Here is a 16,526-nt window from a genome sequence, read left to right as displayed (position 1 = left end):
AACGGGAGGAGTATCCATGAGAAAGAGTTTCACCCTGCTCGCCGCGGCGGCCATCGCGGCCGGCGTTGCGGGTGCGGCGCAGGCGGATCTCGTCGTGCCGAACCTCAGCTACCGCACAGGCCCCTTCGCTGCCGGCGGCATCCCCTATGCCGACGGTTTCCAGGACTACTTCACCCTGCTCAACGAGCGTGACGGCGGCATCGGCGGCCAGACCGTCCAGACGCCCGAATGCGAGACCGCCTACAACACCGAGAAGGGCGTGGAGTGCTACGAGGCGACCAAGGGTTCGGGCGCGCTGGTCTACAACCCGCTGTCCACGGGCATCACCTACCAGCTGATCCCGAAGATGCAGGCCGACGGCATCACGCTCTACACGCCGGGCTACGGGCGGACCTCGGCCGCCAATGGCAAGGTCTTCGAATGGGTGTTCAACTATCCCGCGAACTACTGGGACGGCGCCTCGGTCGCGGTGAAATACCTGCTCGACCAGAACGGCGGCAGTCTCGAGGGCAAGAAGATCGCGCTGCTCTACCACAACTCGGCCTATGGCAAGGAGCCGATCCGCACGCTGGAGGAGCTGTCGAAGAAGCACGGCTTCACCCTCTCGACCATGCCCATCGACACGCCCGGACAGGAGCAGAAGAGCCAGTGGCTGCAGGTGCGCCGCGAGAAGCCGGACTTCGTGCTGTTCTGGGGCTGGGGCGTGATGAACTCGGTCGCGATCCAGGAAGCCGCGAACATCCGCTTCCCGATGGAGAACTTCATCGGCATCTGGTGGTCGGGGTCGGAGAATGACGTGCAGGCGGCCGGCGCGGGCGCCAACGGCTACAAGTCGCTGACCATGCATGGCGTGGGCGCCGACTATCCGGTCTATGCCGACCTGAAGCAGTATGTGCATGACGCGGGCAAGGCCGCGGGCGACGGGTCGAACGCGGGCACCGTGCTCTATTCGCGCGGCATGTATGCGGCGATGGTGATCTCGGAGGCGATCCGCAAGGCGCAGGAACTGGCCGGCACGCCCGAGGTGAACGCGGCACAGGTGCGCGATGGCTTCGAGGCGCTGGAGATCACCGAGGCGCGGATGGCCGAGCTGGGCCTGCCCGACTTCGGCCAGCCCTTCGCCGCCTCCTGCGAGGATCACGGCGGTCCGGGCATGGCGCGCATCCAGCAGTGGGATGCCACCGCGAAGAAGTGGACGCTGATCTCGGACTGGATCGCCCCGGATGACGAGGTTCTCGGGCCGCTCGTGGCCGAGGATTCCGCGGCCTATGCCAAGGAAGCCGGCCTGACCGAGCGCTGCAACTGACGATGGCGGGGCCGCAGCGCCCCGCCCCCAGCCAGACGGGAGGCCCTGCGGGGGCCTCCCCTTTCCCGCCGAGGCAACGCCCATGTTCGACGAACGCCCCCGAGCCGAGACCGAGACCCTTCTCGAGGTCAACAACATCGAGGTGATCTACAACCACGTCATCCTCGTCCTGAAGGGGGTGAGCCTGCACGTGCCCAAGGGCGGCATAACCGCGCTTCTGGGCGGCAACGGCGCGGGCAAGACGACGACGCTGAAGGCGATCTCGAACCTGCTGCATTCCGAGCGCGGCGAGGTCACCAAGGGCTCGATCCTCTACCGCGGCGAGCGGGTGCAGGACCTCGACCCGGCGGCGCTGGTGCGACGCGGCGTGATCCAGGTGATGGAGGGCCGCCACTGCTTCGAGCACCTGACGGTCGAGGAGAACCTGCTGACCGGCGCCTACACCCGCAAGGACGGGCGGGCCGCGATCCAGGACGACCTCGAGATGGTCTACAATTACTTCCCGCGCCTGCGCGAAAGGCGGAAGAGCCAGGCGGGCTACACCTCGGGCGGTGAGCAGCAGATGGTGGCGATGGGCCGCGCGCTGATGAGCCGGCCCGAGATGATCCTGCTCGACGAACCCTCGATGGGCCTCGCGCCGCAGCTGGTCGAACAGATATTCGAGATCGTGAAGGCGGTGAACGAGGGCGAGGGCGTGACCTTCCTTCTGGCCGAGCAGAACACCAATGTGGCGCTGCGCTATGCCCACACCGGCTACATCCTCGAAAGCGGCCGGGTGGTGATGGAGGGCACCGCGCAGGAGCTGCGTGAAAACCCGGACGTCAAGGAATTCTACCTCGGCATGTCGGACAAGGGTCGCAAGTCGTTCCGCGACGTGCGCTCCTACCGCCGCCGGAAGCGGTGGCTGGCGTGAGGGGAGAGGCGCCGATGACCCATTACGACGATCTCGAAACCCGTTCGGCCGATGAGCGCGCGGCCTCGGTCGCGCGCAACCTGCCGCGGCTGATCGCCCATGCCATGACGACGCCCGCGATGGGGGCCAGCCTTGCGGGAGTGGACGCGGAGGCCATCACCTCGGTCGAGGCGCTGGCGACCTTGCCGGTGATCCGCAAGGCCGACCTGACAGCGGCGCAGAAGACGCATCCGCCGCTCGGCGGCTTCACCCCGGAGGGCGGCGCCTTCGAGCACATCTTCCAGTCCCCGGGCCCGATCTACGAGATCGGCCGCACCACGCCCGATTGGTGGCGGATGGGGCGGTTCCTCCATGCATGCGGCGTGGGCCCGGCGGACATCGTGCAGAACTGCTTCGGCTATCACCTGACGCCGGCGGGCATGATCTTCGAATCCGGGGCCCGCGCCGTCGGCGCCCGCGTGCTGCCGGCCGGCACCGGCCAGACCGACCTTCAGGTGCGCGCTGCGGCCGACGTGGGCACCACCGCCTATGCCGGCACGCCGGACTACCTCAAGGTCATCCTCGACCGCGCGGAGGAGTTGGGCGAGCGGCTGAAGATCACCCGCGCCGCAGTCGGCGGGGGTGCGCTCTTCCCCAGCCTGCGCAAGGAATACGCCGACCGCGGCATCCTCACCCTGCAATGCTACGCCACCGCCGACCTTGGCAACATCGCCTACGAGAGCGAGGCGATGGAGGGGATGATCCTCGACGAGGGCGTGCTGGTCGAGATCGTCCGACCCGGCACAGGCGATCCGGTGCCCGAGGGCGAGGTGGGCGAGGTCGTGGTGACGACGCTGAACCGCGACTACCCGCTGGTGCGCTTCGCGACCGGCGACCTGTCCGCGATCATGCCGGGCGCCAGCCCCTGCGGCCGGACCAACCGGCGCATCCGCGGCTGGATGGGACGCGCGGACCAGACCACAAAGATCAAGGGCATGTTCGTCCGCCCGGAACAGGTGGCCGACCTCGTCGCCCGCCATTCCGAGGTCAGCCGCGCCCGCGTGATCGCCACCCGCGAGGGCGAGATGGACGCGATGACGGTGCAGATCGAGAGCCGCGCCACCAATCCGGCGGTCTACGAAGCCTCGGTGCTCGAGGCGCTGAAGCTGCGCGGGCGGATCGAGATCGTGACGCCGGGCACGCTGCCCAATGACGGCAAGGTGATCGAGGACCGCCGCACCTACGGTTGAGGCTCGGGTTGGAAAGACGTCGAGGCACTGCTTGGGGGGTTCCTGTGCCTCGATCCCCTGCCCGGCCGGTGGCCGGGCCTTTTTCTCGAACGTGCGGACGGCCTGTAAGCCGGATTCTGTTCCGGGGTTGCCCCCTTCGATGACCATTCCTCTGGCCCCGCCGTTGCCGACGGGATCGAGCTGCCAACCCGGGTTCCTCGGGCTGAGACTTCCCTGCGGCGATATCCCGAAGGATCAGCCCGCGCGGAACCCCTATTCGGCATTGCTCCGGGTGGGGCTTGCCGTGCCGGTCCTGTTGCCAGTCCCGCGGTGGGCTCTTGCCCCACCGTTTCACCCTTGCCCCGGGCCCGAAGGCCGGTGGGGCGGTCTGTTCTCTGTGGCGCTTTCCCTCGGGTTGCCCCGGCCGGGCGTTACCCGGCACCCTTGTCTCATGGAGTCCGGACTTTCCTCGCGCCCCAAGGGGCTCGCGGTCATCCGGCCATCCGCACGGAAGCGGGATTACGCCGCTGCCCCCGGCGCGTCAACCGGGAAGCGCTTGGCGAGATCGGCGGCCAAGGCTGCATCGGTCGCATCCTGCGGCCCCCTCGCCCAGGGGCGGAAGCGCAGCCGGAATGCCCGCAGCAGCGCATCGGGCGCGGCCTGCGGGTAGCCGAAGGCGCGGAGCGAGGCATGGAAGTCGGCCGGCTCGCGCTCCGACGGCCAGACCGCAAGACCCGACAGCGCCAGACGCCGCCAGTCGAAGCGGGGGCCGGGATCGCACTTGCGCTCGGGCGCCATGTCGGAATGGGCGATGACACGCTCCGGTGCGATCTGCCAGCGCACGAGGATGCCTTCCAGCAGCCGCTCCAGCGCCGCCATCTGCGGCTCGGCGAACGGCCGGTCGCCGAGGTTCGCGAGTTCGATCCCGATGGAGCGCGAGTTGACATCCGTCACCGCACCCCAGGCCCCTGCGCCGGCATGCCAGGCGCGCAGATCCTCGGGAACCAGCGCCAGCACCTCGCCCCGTTCCGAGATCAGCCAATGCGCCGAGACCTCGGCCGCGGGATCGCAGAGCCGCTCGCGCGCGGCCTCGGCGCTGGCCATCGCGGTGTAATGGATCACCACCATGTCGGGCCTGGCGCCTCCGCGCCGCGGCCCGCAGTTCGGCGACAGGCTCACCCGTCAGCGGACGGCGCGGAACGGCCGGGGATCCCAGCCGCAGGCGAAGCCGTCGCCATCCGGATCGAGCCCCTTGCGGTCGCGGTCCGGGCCGCCCGCCGACAGGAACGCCTGCTGGGCGAGGTCCGGCGAGGCGAACTTGGCGCAGGCCGAGGCCGGGTCCTTCAGCTGCAGCGCCGAGCGCTTGTACATCTTCGTGCCCGGCATGTGACTGGTCGACAGCGCGAAGCCGACGATGTTCGGCCCGTCGCCGCCCGCGCGCTGCGGCACCGGCTGCGGCGCGATCACCGTATAGTTCGCCCGGTTCTGCGCCATGAGCTCGGCGTCGCTCTGGATGGTGCGGCGGGCCGAGACGGCGTTGAAGTCGTTCTCGTCCGAGATGCCGGTATGGGCACCGGCCATCTCGCCCGTCTCCTCGCGAATGCCCATCGGCGCGTTGCCGCGCGGGCGGCTGCCGGCAAGGGCGGGATCGGCCGGAGGCAGGGCACCCGGCGCGCCATAGCCCGGGGCGGCGGCGGAGCCGAAGGTTGCCCCGGCGCCCGGCAGAGGCGTCGCCGCCGTGCCGGCATCCGCCGCATCGATCGCCGAACCGATCACCTCGGTGGAGAACTGCGGCTGCGTCGGCACCACGGGCGCGGACGCCATCGGCGTGACACCACCGCCGGTCCCGGCAAGCTCCGCCTCGCGGCGGTGCAGGTAGGTCGAGTAGTCCTCGAAGCCCACGCCCGACGCCGGCACGGCCGGCTGGCAGGCGGCAGTGGCAAGAACGAGCAGCAGACCGGCGGACGCACGCATGACTTCAATTCCACGAGGCATGATCGTCGGCGCCCTTACCACCATTTCGCGGGCTTGGCCACAAAGCCCGCGGCCCGTTCGAGCACATGGGCGTGATTGAGCAGCCCCGCCTCGTCCCAAGGCCTCCCGATCAGTTGCAGCCCGAGCGGCAGGCCCTTGGAGTCGAGCCCGACCGGCACCGAGATCCCCGGCAGCCCGGCAAGGTTCACCGTCACGGTGAAGACGTCGTTGAGATACATCTCGACCGGGTCCGCATTGGCCATCTCGCCCAGACCGAAGGCCGAGGACGGCGTGGCCGGCGTCAGGATCGCGTCGATCCCCTCGGCGAAGACGCGGTCGAAGTCGCGCTTGATCAGCGCGCGCACCTTGCGCGCCCGGTTGTAGTAGGCGTCGTAGAAGCCGGCCGAGAGCACGTAGGTGCCGATCATCACCCGGCGCTGGACCTCCTTGCCGAAGCCCTCGGCGCGGGTCTTCTCATACATGTCGACGATGCCGTCGCCCTGCCCCAGCTTCGCCCGGTGACCGTAGCGCACGCCATCATAGCGCGCGAGGTTCGAGGACGCCTCGGCCGGGGCGATCACGTAATACGCCGGCAGCGCGTATTTCGTGTGCGGAAGCGAGATGTCCACGATCTCGGCCCCGGCATCGGCCAGCATCTCGCGGCCCTTCTGCCAGAGCGCCTCGATCTCGGCGGGCATCCCGTCCATGCGGTATTCACGCGGGATGCCGATCTTCTTGCCGCGGATGTCGCCGGTCAGCGCGGCCTCGAAGTCCGGCACCGGAATGTCGGCGGAGGTCGAATCCTTCGGGTCGTGCCCGGCCATCGCGCCCAGAAGGATCGCCGAATCGCGCACCGTCTTGGTCATCGGCCCGGCCTGGTCGAGCGACGAGGCGAAAGCCACGATCCCCCAGCGCGAGACGCGGCCATAGGTCGGCTTGATCCCCACGATGCCGGTGAAGGCCGCCGGTTGCCGGATCGAGCCGCCGGTGTCGGTTCCCGTGGCGCCGAGGCAGAGGTCTGCGGCCACCGCCGCGGCCGAGCCGCCCGACGATCCGCCCGGCGTCAGCTTCCGGTCATCGACCTTCCACGGGTTCACCGCATCGCCATAGCACGAGGTCTCGTTCGACGAGCCCATGGCGAACTCGTCCATGTTCAGCTTACCGAGCATCACCGCGCCCGCCTCGAAGAGCTTCGAGGTGACGGTCGACTCGTATTCCGGCCTGAAGCCCTTCAGGATGTTCGAGGCCGCCTGCGACGCGACGCCCTTCGTGCAGAACAGATCCTTGATCCCCAGCGGAATGCCGTTGAGCGCCCCTGCTCCCTCGCCGCGGCGGGCGTCGGCGGCGCGCGCCTGATCCAGCGCGATCTCGGGCGTCAGGTGGACGAAGGCGTTGAGCGGCGTGCCTGCGTCGATGGCGGTCAGGCAGGCCATGGTCAGGTCCACCGCCGAAAGCTCGCCCCTGGCCAGCGCGTCGCGGGCATCGGCGATCGTCAGTTCGTTCGCGTTCATTCCACCACCTTCGGCACGGCGAAGAAGCCCTCGCGGGCGTCGGGCGCGTTCGACAGCACCTTCTCCTGCATGTTGCCATCCGTCACCACGTCGGCGCGGCGCTTGAGCCGCATCGGCGTGACCGAGGTCATCGGCTCGATGCCCTCGACATTCACCTCGTTCAGCTGCTCCATGAAGGTCAGGATGCCCGAAAGCTCGCCGGCCAGTGCCGGCAGATCCGCCTCGTCCACGCGGATCCGCGCGAGATGCGCCACCCGCCGCGCGGTCTCGATGTCGATCGACATGGTCTTCTCCGCTTTGTGTTCGGGCTCCGTTTAGCGACGCGCACCCGCCGCTGCAAGCATGTGCCCGCGCCCTGCGCACGGGCCCGAGACGGAACGAACGGTGCGAGGACGCGAGCGGGAGACCGCCAGCACGCCCAAGGACCGCCTGGGTGCGCCAAGCCATCCGTTTCCTCGGCACGGCTTTGTTCTAGACTGCGGTCAGCCTGCCCCCTCACAAGGAGTTCGCATGAAGATCACCTGGCTTGGCCATTCCGGCTTCCGCATCGAGATCGAACAGGCCGTGCTGCTCGTCGATCCCTGGCTCACCGGCAACCCGCTCTTTCCGGCCGAACGGCGCGACGAGGCGCTGCAGGGCGCCACGCACCTGCTCCTGACCCACGGTCACGGCGACCATTCGGGCGATACCGTGCAGATCGCGAAGAAGCTCGCCATTCCCGTCGTCGGCATCTACGACCTCGTGACCTGGTGGCAGGAGAAGGAGGGCATCGACGGCATCGGCTTCAACAAGGGCGGAACGGTGACGCTCGGCGGCGCGAAGGTCACGATGGTGGCCGCGACGCATTCCTCGTCGGTCTCCGGCGAGGCGGGGCCGATCTACACGGGGACCGAATCGGGCTACATGATCTCGGGCGAGGGCCACACGATCTATGTCTCGGGCGATACCGACATCATGGCCGACATGGGCTGGATGGGCGAGTACCACAAGCCCGACATCGGCATCCTCGCCGCAGGTGGCCATTTCACGATGGACATGAAGCGCGCGGCCTTCGCGGCGCGGAAATACTTCGACTTCCGCAAGGTCATTCCCTGCCACTACCGCACCTTCCCGCTACTCGAGCAGGACGCCTCAAGCTTGCGCGAGGGCCTTCCGGGCGTCGAGGTGATCGAGCCCGAGGTGCTGGAGCCGATCGTGGTCTGACCCGATCGCAGGAGCGACCCGCGCTTCCGGGGCGGGTCGCCATGCGGCGGAGGACGCTAGCGCCGCGCGGCGAAGAAGGCGCGCAGCAGCGCCCCGGCCTCCGCCTCGCCGATCCCGTCATAGACCTCGGGGACATGGTGGCACTGGGGATGCGTGAAGACCCGCGCCCCCTGCGCCACCCCGCCCGACTTGGGGTCCGAGGCGCCGTAATAGAGCCGCGCGATCCGGGCAGCCGAGATGGCGGCCGCGCACATGGCGCAAGGCTCCAGCGTCACGTAGAGGTCGCAGCCCGTCAGCCGCTCCCCCAGTTGCGCGCAGGCCGCGCGGATGGCGAGCATCTCGGCATGGGCCGTGGGATCGGCCAGTTCGCGGCAGCGGTTGCCGGCGCGGGCAAGCACGCGCCCGTCGGGCGCCACGATCACGGCGCCGACCGGCACCTCGCCGCGCGCGCCGGCCGCCCGCGCCTCGGCGAGCGCGTCCTTCATGTGACTGCGGAAGCGGCTCATGCCCCCTCTTGCCGTGCCGTGCCGCGGCGCGCAAGCGCCGGGCATCCCGCGGGGATCACAGGCGCGCGTCATCGGAAGCCCAAGGTCGCGGGTGGTTGCCCTTTCGACGCCCGGCAAATATCCTCGTCGTCACCGGGGGCGGACGTCTCCCGGGGGTTCCGGCTGCGGAACGCCTTCAATCCGGGACCTCCCCATGACCGACAGCAAAGACGGCGAGCGCATCGCCAAGGTCCTCTCCCGCGCCGGGGTCGCCTCGCGCCGCGATGCCGAGAGGATGATCGAACTCGGCCGCGTCGCGGTGAACGGGCGCGTGATTGACAGCCCCGCGCTGAACGTGACGCCGAAGGACCGGATCACCGTGGACGGCCAGCCGCTTGCGGCCGCCGAGCCCGCGCGGCTCTGGCTCTACTACAAGCCCGAGGGGCTGGTGACCTCGGCCTCGGACGAAAAGGGCCGCGAGACGGTCTTCGACCACCTGCCCGAGGATCTGCCGCGCGTGATGTCGGTCGGCCGGCTCGACCTCAACTCCGAGGGCCTCCTGCTGCTGACCAACGACGGCGAGCTGAAGCGGCGGCTCGAGCTGCCCTCGACCGGCTGGCTGCGGAAATACCGGGTCCGCGTGAAGGGCAATCCCGCGGACACGGATCTGGAGCCCCTGCGAAAGGGCATCACCGTCGAGGGCGAGGGCTTCCAGCCGATGACGGTCACGCTCGACCGACTGCAGGGCGCGAATGCCTGGCTGACGGTGGGCCTGCGCGAAGGCAAGAACCGCGAGATCCGCCGCGCGATGACCGCCATCGGGCTGACGGTGAACCGGCTGATCCGCATCAGCTATGGCCCGTTCCGGCTGGGAGAACTGCAGCCGGGTGACGTCGAGGAGGTCCGCCCCCGCGTGCTGCGCGACCAGTTGGGGCTGGAGGGTGCCGAACCCTCCGCCGACCCCAGGGCAGCCCGCCCCGCAGCTAAGGCCTCGCCGCGAGGAGCAAAGGCCACGGCCGCCGGTCTCGGCGGGAAGCCGCCGGGCGTGAAACGGAGCGCCGGCCCGGCCATGGGCGGGAAGGGCGCGCCGGGAGCGGGGGCGGCCAGCGGAGCGACCGGCCGGTCGCGTCCGGGCGCGGGTGCCTCCAGGGCGACCACCTCCTTCTCGCCGCCAGAGGCCACGAAGGATGCTCGGCCCGGGCGTGGACCGAAGCCCGCTCGGCCCACGGGGACTTCGGCGGCCCGCCCGCCTCGGCCCGACGCGCCCGCCAAAAGTTCCCCTACCGGATCCGCCCGGCAGGGCGAGGCTGCTGCGAAGCCGGCCAGGGGCGCGGCGCCCGGCGGCAAGCCGGTCGGCCGCGCCGCAAAGCCTGCCGGCCGCTCGCGGCGCGAGGCGCTGCCCGATGCGCCGATCGACGCGGGGCCGCGTGGTCCCAAGGGACGGCCGGCACGCGGCGGGCCGAAGGGACGTCCGGGCAACCGCTGACCTCGGCATTGGCACCGGCGGCCCCCCGCCCCTATATTGGTTCCGGACCGACACCGGAAAGGGACCGCCGATGAGTGCAAAGAGCCTGCGTACGCTCGCCTTCCTGCTGCTCGTGGGGCTGACCCTCTACGTCGCCGCGCAGGGGGGCGCCTGATGGCCGAGCGATTTGGCGGCCGCTTCAGCCCGCCCAACGCCCGACCGGCGGGCGAGCGTCCGGCCGGAGAACCGCCGCAGTCGGGCAGCCGCTGGGACCGCAAGCGCCGCAGCCGCGCCGGCGGGCGGTCCAACATCCTGTTCTTCCTGCCCTTCCTTTTCCTGATCGACGGCTTCCTTGGCCCGCCCGAGGGGCTGATCCTCGGATTCGCGGCCTTCGGGGCGCTGTTCCTTGCAGCCTTCCTCACCCGTCAGGGAATCCTCGCCGAAGAGGCCTATGACGCCCGCCCCGTCGCCCGGCGCCCCGCGTTTCCACGCAAGATCTTCGCCTCGATCCTGACCGGGGCCGGCCTGCTTGCGGGCGGGCTGATGGGCGAGGCCGGGCTGATCCTCTCGGCCGGCTGGGGCGTGCTGGGCGCGGGGCTTCACCTTCTGGCCTTCGGCCCCGATCCGCTGAAGGACAAGCTGCCGGACGGCGTGGACGGCTTCCAGAGCGACCGTGTCGCCCGCGCGGTGGCCGAGGCCGAGACGCATCTGGCGGCGATGCGCGAGGCGGTGGCGCGGCTGCGCGATCCGGCGCTGTCCCGCCGGGTCGAGGATTTCGCCGCGACCGCGCGGGACCTTTTCCGCAACGTCGAGGCCGATCCCGGCGACCTGACGGCGGCCCGGCGCTACCTTGGCGTCTATCTCATGGGGGCGCGCGACGCGACGCTGAAGTTCGCCGACCTCTACGACCGCGCCCGCGATCCGCAGGTGCGGGCCGATTACGAGCGTCTGCTGGACGATCTCGGCACCAGCTTTGCCGACCGCACGAGGAAGCTCCTGTCGAACGACCGCAGTTCGCTCGACATCGAGATCGAGGTGCTGCGCGACCGGCTGGCGCGCGAAGCCTAGGCAGGGCGCCGCCTGCTGCGGCAGCATTGCATCGCCGGGCGCGGGGAAGCGCCGGCCACCCCGGCGGACGATTGAGAAGGCCCGGGGGCTTGCTATACAGAAGGCCCGCGCCGGATGCGGCCGGGCTTGTGACGTGCATGCATAGAGCGAGGTATTACCGATGAGCGACAGCATCCGCCGCGAGGCCACGCAGACCGTTTCCGAAGTCGAGGAGGTGACACGACCGCTGCCCGAGCCGGCGGCGCAGGTCACGCCGCTCGCCTCGGCGCCGCCCGCCAAGGCCGAGGAGATCCGCAAGCGCCTATCGGAACTCGACATCGGCGACACCCGCTCGATCATCGCCTTCGGCTCGAAGGCGCAGGCCGAGCTGCAGACCATCAGCCAGAAGATGCTGGCCGACGTGAAGAACAAGGACGTGGGCCCGGCGGGCGATTCGCTGCGCGAGGTGGTCTCGACCATCCGCGGCTTCTCGGTCTCGGAGCTTGACGTGCGCCGCAAGCCCAGCTGGTGGGAGCGTCTGCTGGGCCGCGCCGCGCCCTTCGCGAAGTTCGTCGCGAAGTTCGAGGAGGTGCAGGGCCAGATCGACCGCATCACCGAGTCGCTCCTCGGCCACGAGCACAAGCTGCTGAAGGACATCAAGTCGCTCGACCTGCTCTACGCCCGCACGCTCGACTTCTACGACGAACTCGCGCTCTACATCGCGGCGGGCGACGAGATGATGGCAGAGCTGGACGGAAGCGTGATCCCGGCCAAGGAGGCCGAGGTTGCGGCCACGCCCGAGGGCGACCGGATGATCAAGGCGCAGGAACTGCGCGACCTGCGTGCGGCGCGCGACGATCTGGAACGCCGGGTGCACGACCTGAAGCTCACGCGGCAGGTCACGATGCAGTCGCTGCCCTCGATCCGGCTGGTGCAGGAGAACGACAAGGCGCTGGTGACGCGGATCAACTCGACCCTCGTCAACACCGTCCCGCTGTGGGAGACGCAGCTGGCGCAGGCAGTGACGATCCAGCGCTCGCGCGAGGCGGCCGAAGCGGTGCGCGGAGCTTCCGACCTGACGAACGACCTGCTGACGGCCAATGCCGAGAACCTCCAGCAGGCCAACAAGGTCGTCCGGCAGGAGATGGAACGCGGGGTCTTCGACATCGAGGCGGTGAAGAAGGCCAACGCGACGCTGATCGCCACGATCAACGAGAGCCTCGCCATTGCCGACGAAGGCCGCGCGCGGCGCGCCGCCGCCGAGGCGGACCTGAAGCGGATGGAGGCCGAGTTGCGCGAGACGCTCGCTTCGGCCCGCGCCCGCCGAACCGGAACCGGCGACACGGCCGGAACCGCCGTCCGTCCCTGAAGGAAGCCATGATGCTTTGCGGCCCGCGCCGATCCATCCTGCCGCCGCGCGCCCTGGCCCTTGCCGCCTGCGCCCTGCTGGCGGCCTGCAACCCGCCGGCGCCCCCGCCGACGGGTCATGGCACCATGCCGCACCCGCGCCCGGCCTCGTTGCGGGTGCCGGTGCCGGAAAGCCCCGAGGCGCAGGCGATGCGGGCCTATTACGCCCGGATCCAGACCGACCTGCTGGCGCAGGGCCTGTTGCGGACGGACGGCGGAGGACGCGACACGCCCTACACCGACCGGATGCTGGCCGAGAACTTCATCCGCATCGCGCTCTATGACGAGTACGAGCGGGCGGACTCGGGCTTTGCGCAGCGCGAGACCGAAAGCCGGCTGCGCCGTTGGGAGGCGCCGGTGAAGGTGGGCCTCAGCTTCGGCGCCTCGGTGCCGGAGGAGCGCCGCGCCACCGACCGGGCGCGCATCGCCTCGTATCTGGCGCGGCTGGCCAGGATCACCGGCCATCCGATCGGGCTTTCGGACAGCGGCGCCAACTTCTTCCTGCACATCGTGGCCGAGGACGAGCGGCGGGAGTTGGGACCGGCGATATCCTCGGCGCTGCCGGGCCTGTCCGCCACCGAGGTCGCCGGAATCACCGAGATGCCGACCTCGACCTACTGCCTCGTCTATGCCCTGTCGGATGATGAGACGAGCGTCTACACCCGCGCCTTCGCGGTGATCCGGGCCGAGCACCCGGACCTTCTGCGCCTGTCCTGCCTGCACGAGGAGATCGCGCAAGGCCTGGGCCTTGCCAACGACAGCCCTGCCGCGCGCCCCTCGATCTTCAACGACGACGAGGAATTCGCCCTGCTGACCACGCAGGACGAGCTGCTGCTCAGGATGCTCTACGATCCCCGCCTGCGCCCCGGCATGACCGTGCGCGAGGCGCAGCCGATCGTCGAGGCCATCGCCTACGAGTTGCTCGGCGGCGAAAGCTGAGGCGATGAACAGCCTGATAACGCCGGACAACTTCGAGTTCTTCGCGCGTTATCTGCTCGCCGGGCTGATCGTGATTTCGGTCCGGTCGCGCTTCGTGGTGGGCGAGCGGCCCAAGCTGACCGAACAGCTGGTCGAGGCGGTGGTCCTGTCGCTGATCAACCAGCTGGCCTTCAAGCTGCTGGCCTGGACCGTCTCGTTCCTGCCCGGCCTGCCGCGGCTGCCGCCCGAGGGCGCTTTTTTCGCCGAGGTGCTGCTGCTGCCGATCGTGCTGGGCGCGCTCTTCGGCTGGAACCTGTCGCTTGGCTGGAACCGCTCGCTGCTGCGCCGGCTGTCGATGCCGGTGCAGAACCCGGTGCGCCGCGCGTATGATTACGCCTTCGGCAAGCCCCGCCGCCCAGGCTGGGTGATCGTCACCTTCAGCGACGGGACCGTGGTGCATGGGCTGTTCGGCGAGGAGTCTCTGGCGGCGAACGATGGAAACCGTAGCGACATCTATCTCGAACGCCTATATCATGTGGCAGACGACGGCCAGTGGACGGAAGTGCGGCCCCGGCGGGCCATGCTGCTGTCGCTGGAGGGGATGCGCTCCATCGAGTTCCTCGATCTGGAGGGCGAGCGGGAAAGGACCGACGATGCGGGATGACAGGCGGACCTTGCTGATCGACGGCTACCAGCCGAGCCGCCCGCGCACGGACAAGGGCTGGTTCGCGCGCGAGCCGGAGAAGGCGGCCAACGGACAGGTGCCTGCGCCGCCCAAGGCGGTCTCGGCCATCGTCATCCCGGGCCGCGGTGGCGCGGCAGCGGCTGCGCCCAAGAAATAGATGCCGATCTTCGATTTCCTTGGCGGAGAGTTCATCGACGTCATCCATTGGGTCGATGACACGCGCGACACGATGGTCTGGCGCTTCGAGCGGCAGGGCCATGCGATCAAGTATGGCGCGAAGCTGACGGTCCGCGAGGGGCAGGCCGCCGTCTTCATCCACGAGGGTCAGCTTGCGGACGTGTTCGGCCCCGGTCTCTACATGCTCGAGACCAACAACCTGCCGATCCTGACGACGCTCCAGCACTGGGACCACGGCTTCCGCTCGCCCTTCAAGTCCGAGGTCTATTTCGTCAACACCACCCGCTTCAACGACCTTAAGTGGGGCACGAAGAACCCGATCATCTGCCGCGATCCCGAATTCGGCCCGGTGCGGCTGCGCGCCTTCGGCACCTATTCGCTGCGCGTGACCGATCCCGGCCGCTTCATGACCGAGATCGTCGGCACGGATGGCGAGTTCACCTCGGACGAGATCAGCTTCCAGATCCGCAACGTGATCGTGCAGGAAATGGCGCGGGCGCTGGCCTCGTCGAACATCCCCGTGCTCGACATGGCCGCCAACACCGCCGATCTGGGCAGGCTGGTGGCCGAGGCAATCGCGCCGACGGTTGCGAACTACGGCCTCAGCATTCCCGAGCTCTACATCGAGAACATCTCGCTGCCCGAGGAGGTCGAGAAGGTTCTGGACAAGCGCACCTCGACGGGAATCGTGGGCGATCTGCACAAATACACCCAGTTCAGCGCGGCCGAGGCGATGGGCGGGCCCGAGTCGGCCGCGGGTGCCGCGATGGCCAGCGGCATGGGCGCGGCGATGGGTCTGGGCATGGCGCAACGGATGGGGCCCTGGGGGGCTCCGCCTGCCGCCGCCGGGCCTTCAAGCCCCCCGCCCCCGCCCCTGCCCGAGGCGCAGTGGCACATTGCCGCGAACGGCGCGTCAGAGGGTCCGCTGACGCAGGCGGCGCTTGCGCAGCGCGTGGCCGCGGGGCAGCTGACGCGCGCGACGCTGGTCTGGACGCAGGGCCAGGACGTCTGGCTGCCCGCGGGCGAGGTCGCGGCCCTTGCGCCGCTCTTCGCGCAGGTTCCGCCACCGCTGCCTCCCGGCGCGTGAGGCTCAGCGGGCCAGGGTGTTCGGGGGATCGAGTTGACCGACGTGACGGATGTGCGCCACTGGCCCTGCGATGCCTGCGGGGCTGACCTCCGCTTCGCCCCGGGCCAGACCCAACTGGTTTGCGACCACTGCGGCCATGTGCAGAAGATCCCGGAAGCCGCTCCGTGGGAGACGGCACGCCTGCGCGAATTGCCGCTCGCCGATGCCCTCGCCGATCGCCTGCCCGCCTCCGACAGCGAGCTGCGGCGCACGACGCCCTGCCCCTCCTGCGGCGCGCTGGTGGAGTTCGAGGGCGCGACCCATGCCACCCGCTGCCCGTTCTGCGCGACCCCGGTCGTGGTGGGCACCGGAGAGACGCGGCTGATCAAGCCGCAGGCGCTGATCCCCTTCCAGTTGACCGAACGCGAGGCGCGCGAGGCGATGGTGGGTTGGCTCGGCCGGCTCTGGTTCGCGCCGAACGGCCTGCAGCAATACGCCCGCAAGGGGCGCGCCCTGTCGGGCATCTACGTCCCCTACTGGACCTTCGACGCCGCCACCCGAAGCCGCTATACCGGCCAACGCGGCGATGCCTACTACACCACCCGCACCGTCACGGTGAAGGTCGACGGCCGCCCGCAGCAGCGCACGGTGACCGAGCGCCACATTCGCTGGACGCCGGTGTCGGGCCACGTGGCACGCGACTTCGACGACGTGCTGGTGATGGCCTCGCACAGCCTGCCGCGCAGCTATACCGAGGGGCTGGCGCCCTGGGATCTGTCCGCCCTGACCCCCTACCGCGCCGACTGGCTGGCCGGATTCACCGCCGAAGGCTACACGGTCGGCCTCGCCGAGGGTTGGGAGCACGGCAAGGAGATCATGGCGCAGGTGATCCGGGGCGACGTGCTGCGCGACATCGGCGGCGATGAGCAACAGGTCCACGGCGTCCAGACCTCCTATGCCCAGGAAACCTTCAAGCATGTCCTGCTGCCGGTGTGGATGGCCGCTTACCGCTACAACGGGAAAAGCTATCGCTTCGTGGTGAACGGCCAGACCGGCCGCGTGCAGGGCGAGCGGCCGTGGTCGGTGTGGAAGATCGCCTTTGCCGTGCTTCTTGCGCTGATCGCGGCGGGCATCGCAGCCTACATCGCCCAGCACCGCTGA

General features: G+C 69.6%; 17 protein-coding genes and 1 other RNA gene. 12 read left to right on the top strand and 6 right to left on the bottom strand.

Annotation, left to right across the window (positions count from 1 at the left end):
* The first annotated feature begins 16 nt into the window (after positions 1 to 16).
* The 3 genes from CK951_RS05175 (at position 17) to CK951_RS05165 (ending at position 3,448) form a co-directional block, all read left to right on the top strand.
* Positions 17 to 1,306 carry an ABC transporter substrate-binding protein gene (locus CK951_RS05175; protein WP_096785140.1) on the top strand — a complete coding sequence of 430 codons (1,290 nt, stop codon included), beginning with the start codon at positions 17 to 19 and terminating at the stop codon, positions 1,304 to 1,306.
* A gap of 82 nt (positions 1,307 to 1,388) precedes the next feature.
* Positions 1,389 to 2,219 (top strand): ABC transporter ATP-binding protein, encoded by an 831-nt coding sequence (locus CK951_RS05170; RefSeq protein WP_096785139.1) that lies wholly within the window; start codon positions 1,389 to 1,391, stop codon positions 2,217 to 2,219.
* A 14-nt stretch (positions 2,220 to 2,233) separates the two neighbouring features.
* Positions 2,234 to 3,448, top strand: coding sequence for a phenylacetate--CoA ligase family protein (locus CK951_RS05165; protein WP_096785138.1), 1,215 nt, complete (start codon positions 2,234 to 2,236; stop codon positions 3,446 to 3,448).
* Positions 3,449 to 3,537: 89 nt separating this feature from the next.
* Here CK951_RS05165 and rnpB read toward each other — a convergent pair.
* From rnpB to gatC, 5 genes are all read right to left on the bottom strand, one after another.
* An RNA gene (gene rnpB, locus CK951_RS05160) (RNase P RNA component class A) lies at positions 3,538 to 3,934 on the bottom strand.
* Between the two features lie 12 nt (positions 3,935 to 3,946).
* Positions 3,947 to 4,606, bottom strand: coding sequence for an N-acetylmuramoyl-L-alanine amidase (locus tag CK951_RS05155; protein WP_096785137.1), 660 nt, complete (start codon positions 4,604 to 4,606; stop codon positions 3,947 to 3,949).
* A 3-nt stretch (positions 4,607 to 4,609) separates the two neighbouring features.
* Positions 4,610 to 5,401: a hypothetical protein gene (locus tag CK951_RS05150; protein ID WP_096785136.1), complete on the bottom strand. Its 792-nt coding sequence runs from the start codon at positions 5,399 to 5,401 to the stop codon at positions 4,610 to 4,612.
* 35 nt (positions 5,402 to 5,436) lie between these two features.
* The gene (gene gatA / locus CK951_RS05145; protein ID WP_096785135.1) at positions 5,437 to 6,912 is read right to left on the bottom strand and encodes an Asp-tRNA(Asn)/Glu-tRNA(Gln) amidotransferase subunit GatA; all 1,476 of its coding nucleotides are present in this window, start codon (positions 6,910 to 6,912) and stop codon (positions 5,437 to 5,439) included.
* Positions 6,909 to 7,196, bottom strand: a complete 288-nt coding sequence (gene gatC / locus CK951_RS05140; protein ID WP_096785134.1) for an Asp-tRNA(Asn)/Glu-tRNA(Gln) amidotransferase subunit GatC — start codon at positions 7,194 to 7,196, stop codon at positions 6,909 to 6,911. Before gatC ends, gatA begins: the two co-directional genes overlap by 4 nt.
* 226 nt (positions 7,197 to 7,422) lie before the next feature.
* On the opposite strand from gatC, the gene CK951_RS05135 reads away from it, so the two are divergent.
* Positions 7,423 to 8,115, top strand: coding sequence for a metal-dependent hydrolase (locus tag CK951_RS05135; protein WP_096785133.1), 693 nt, complete (start codon positions 7,423 to 7,425; stop codon positions 8,113 to 8,115).
* A 56-nt stretch (positions 8,116 to 8,171) separates the two neighbouring features.
* On the opposite strand, the gene CK951_RS05130 is transcribed toward CK951_RS05135, so the two are convergent.
* The gene (locus CK951_RS05130) at positions 8,172 to 8,621 is read right to left on the bottom strand and encodes a nucleoside deaminase (RefSeq protein WP_096785132.1); all 450 of its coding nucleotides are present in this window, start codon (positions 8,619 to 8,621) and stop codon (positions 8,172 to 8,174) included.
* Between the two features lie 193 nt (positions 8,622 to 8,814).
* On the opposite strand from CK951_RS05130, the gene CK951_RS05125 reads away from it, so the two are divergent.
* The 8 genes from CK951_RS05125 to CK951_RS05085 all read left to right on the top strand — a co-directional run bounded on the left by CK951_RS05125 (position 8,815) and on the right by CK951_RS05085 (position 16,526).
* Positions 8,815 to 10,086 carry a pseudouridine synthase gene (locus tag CK951_RS05125; RefSeq protein WP_096785131.1) on the top strand — a complete coding sequence of 424 codons (1,272 nt, stop codon included), beginning with the start codon at positions 8,815 to 8,817 and terminating at the stop codon, positions 10,084 to 10,086.
* Between the two features lie 153 nt (positions 10,087 to 10,239).
* Positions 10,240 to 11,133, top strand: coding sequence for a 5-bromo-4-chloroindolyl phosphate hydrolysis family protein (locus CK951_RS05115; protein WP_096785129.1), 894 nt, complete (start codon positions 10,240 to 10,242; stop codon positions 11,131 to 11,133).
* A gap of 160 nt (positions 11,134 to 11,293) precedes the next feature.
* Entirely contained in the window at positions 11,294 to 12,481 is a 1,188-nt protein-coding gene (locus tag CK951_RS05110) for a toxic anion resistance protein (protein WP_096785128.1), read from the top strand.
* Between the two features lie 8 nt (positions 12,482 to 12,489).
* Positions 12,490 to 13,458: a DUF2927 domain-containing protein gene (locus tag CK951_RS05105; RefSeq protein ID WP_394341563.1), complete on the top strand. Its 969-nt coding sequence runs from the start codon at positions 12,490 to 12,492 to the stop codon at positions 13,456 to 13,458.
* Positions 13,459 to 13,462: 4 nt separating this feature from the next.
* A complete protein-coding gene (locus CK951_RS05100) occupies positions 13,463 to 14,101 on the top strand; it encodes a DUF6338 family protein (protein WP_096785127.1) in 639 nt (212 codons plus the stop codon).
* Positions 14,091 to 14,279 (top strand): hypothetical protein, encoded by a 189-nt coding sequence (locus CK951_RS05095; RefSeq protein ID WP_096785126.1) that lies wholly within the window; start codon positions 14,091 to 14,093, stop codon positions 14,277 to 14,279. The genes CK951_RS05100 and CK951_RS05095 overlap by 11 nt, the downstream gene beginning before the upstream one ends.
* The gene (locus tag CK951_RS05090) at positions 14,280 to 15,386 is read left to right on the top strand and encodes an SPFH domain-containing protein (RefSeq protein ID WP_096785125.1); all 1,107 of its coding nucleotides are present in this window, start codon (positions 14,280 to 14,282) and stop codon (positions 15,384 to 15,386) included.
* A gap of 42 nt (positions 15,387 to 15,428) precedes the next feature.
* Positions 15,429 to 16,526, top strand: coding sequence for a primosomal protein N' (replication factor Y) - superfamily II helicase (locus CK951_RS05085; protein ID WP_096787166.1), 1,098 nt, complete (start codon positions 15,429 to 15,431; stop codon positions 16,524 to 16,526).

It is taken from the genome of Rhodobacter sp. CZR27, from assembly GCF_002407205.1.
Classification (GTDB): domain Bacteria; phylum Pseudomonadota; class Alphaproteobacteria; order Rhodobacterales; family Rhodobacteraceae; genus Cereibacter_A.
Note: the sequence above shows the minus strand (reverse complement) of the source record. Positions and strands in the feature narration are given on the sequence as shown.

What these genes read in the sequence shown, in the direction of transcription:
- CK951_RS05175 (WP_096785140.1), top strand. Translation starts at nt 17, where the DNA reads ATGAGAAAGAGTTTCACCCTGCTCGCCGCGGCGGCCATCGCGGCCGGC.
- CK951_RS05170 (WP_096785139.1), top strand. Translation starts at nt 1,389, where the DNA reads ATGTTCGACGAACGCCCCCGAGCCGAGACCGAGACCCTTCTCGAGGTC.
- CK951_RS05165 (WP_096785138.1), top strand. Translation starts at nt 2,234, where the DNA reads ATGACCCATTACGACGATCTCGAAACCCGTTCGGCCGATGAGCGCGCG.
- CK951_RS05150 (WP_096785136.1), bottom strand. Translation starts at nt 5,401, where the DNA reads ATGCGTGCGTCCGCCGGTCTGCTGCTCGTTCTTGCCACTGCCGCCTGC.
- gatA (WP_096785135.1), bottom strand. Translation starts at nt 6,912, where the DNA reads ATGAACGCGAACGAACTGACGATCGCCGATGCCCGCGACGCGCTGGCC.
- gatC (WP_096785134.1), bottom strand. Translation starts at nt 7,196, where the DNA reads ATGTCGATCGACATCGAGACCGCGCGGCGGGTGGCGCATCTCGCGCGG.
- CK951_RS05135 (WP_096785133.1), top strand. Translation starts at nt 7,423, where the DNA reads ATGAAGATCACCTGGCTTGGCCATTCCGGCTTCCGCATCGAGATCGAA.
- CK951_RS05130 (WP_096785132.1), bottom strand. Translation starts at nt 8,621, where the DNA reads ATGAGCCGCTTCCGCAGTCACATGAAGGACGCGCTCGCCGAGGCGCGG.
- CK951_RS05125 (WP_096785131.1), top strand. Translation starts at nt 8,815, where the DNA reads ATGACCGACAGCAAAGACGGCGAGCGCATCGCCAAGGTCCTCTCCCGC.
- CK951_RS05115 (WP_096785129.1), top strand. Translation starts at nt 10,240, where the DNA reads ATGGCCGAGCGATTTGGCGGCCGCTTCAGCCCGCCCAACGCCCGACCG.
- CK951_RS05110 (WP_096785128.1), top strand. Translation starts at nt 11,294, where the DNA reads ATGAGCGACAGCATCCGCCGCGAGGCCACGCAGACCGTTTCCGAAGTC.
- CK951_RS05105 (WP_394341563.1), top strand. Translation starts at nt 12,490, where the DNA reads ATGATGCTTTGCGGCCCGCGCCGATCCATCCTGCCGCCGCGCGCCCTG.
- CK951_RS05100 (WP_096785127.1), top strand. Translation starts at nt 13,463, where the DNA reads ATGAACAGCCTGATAACGCCGGACAACTTCGAGTTCTTCGCGCGTTAT.
- CK951_RS05095 (WP_096785126.1), top strand. Translation starts at nt 14,091, where the DNA reads ATGCGGGATGACAGGCGGACCTTGCTGATCGACGGCTACCAGCCGAGC.
- CK951_RS05090 (WP_096785125.1), top strand. Translation starts at nt 14,280, where the DNA reads ATGCCGATCTTCGATTTCCTTGGCGGAGAGTTCATCGACGTCATCCAT.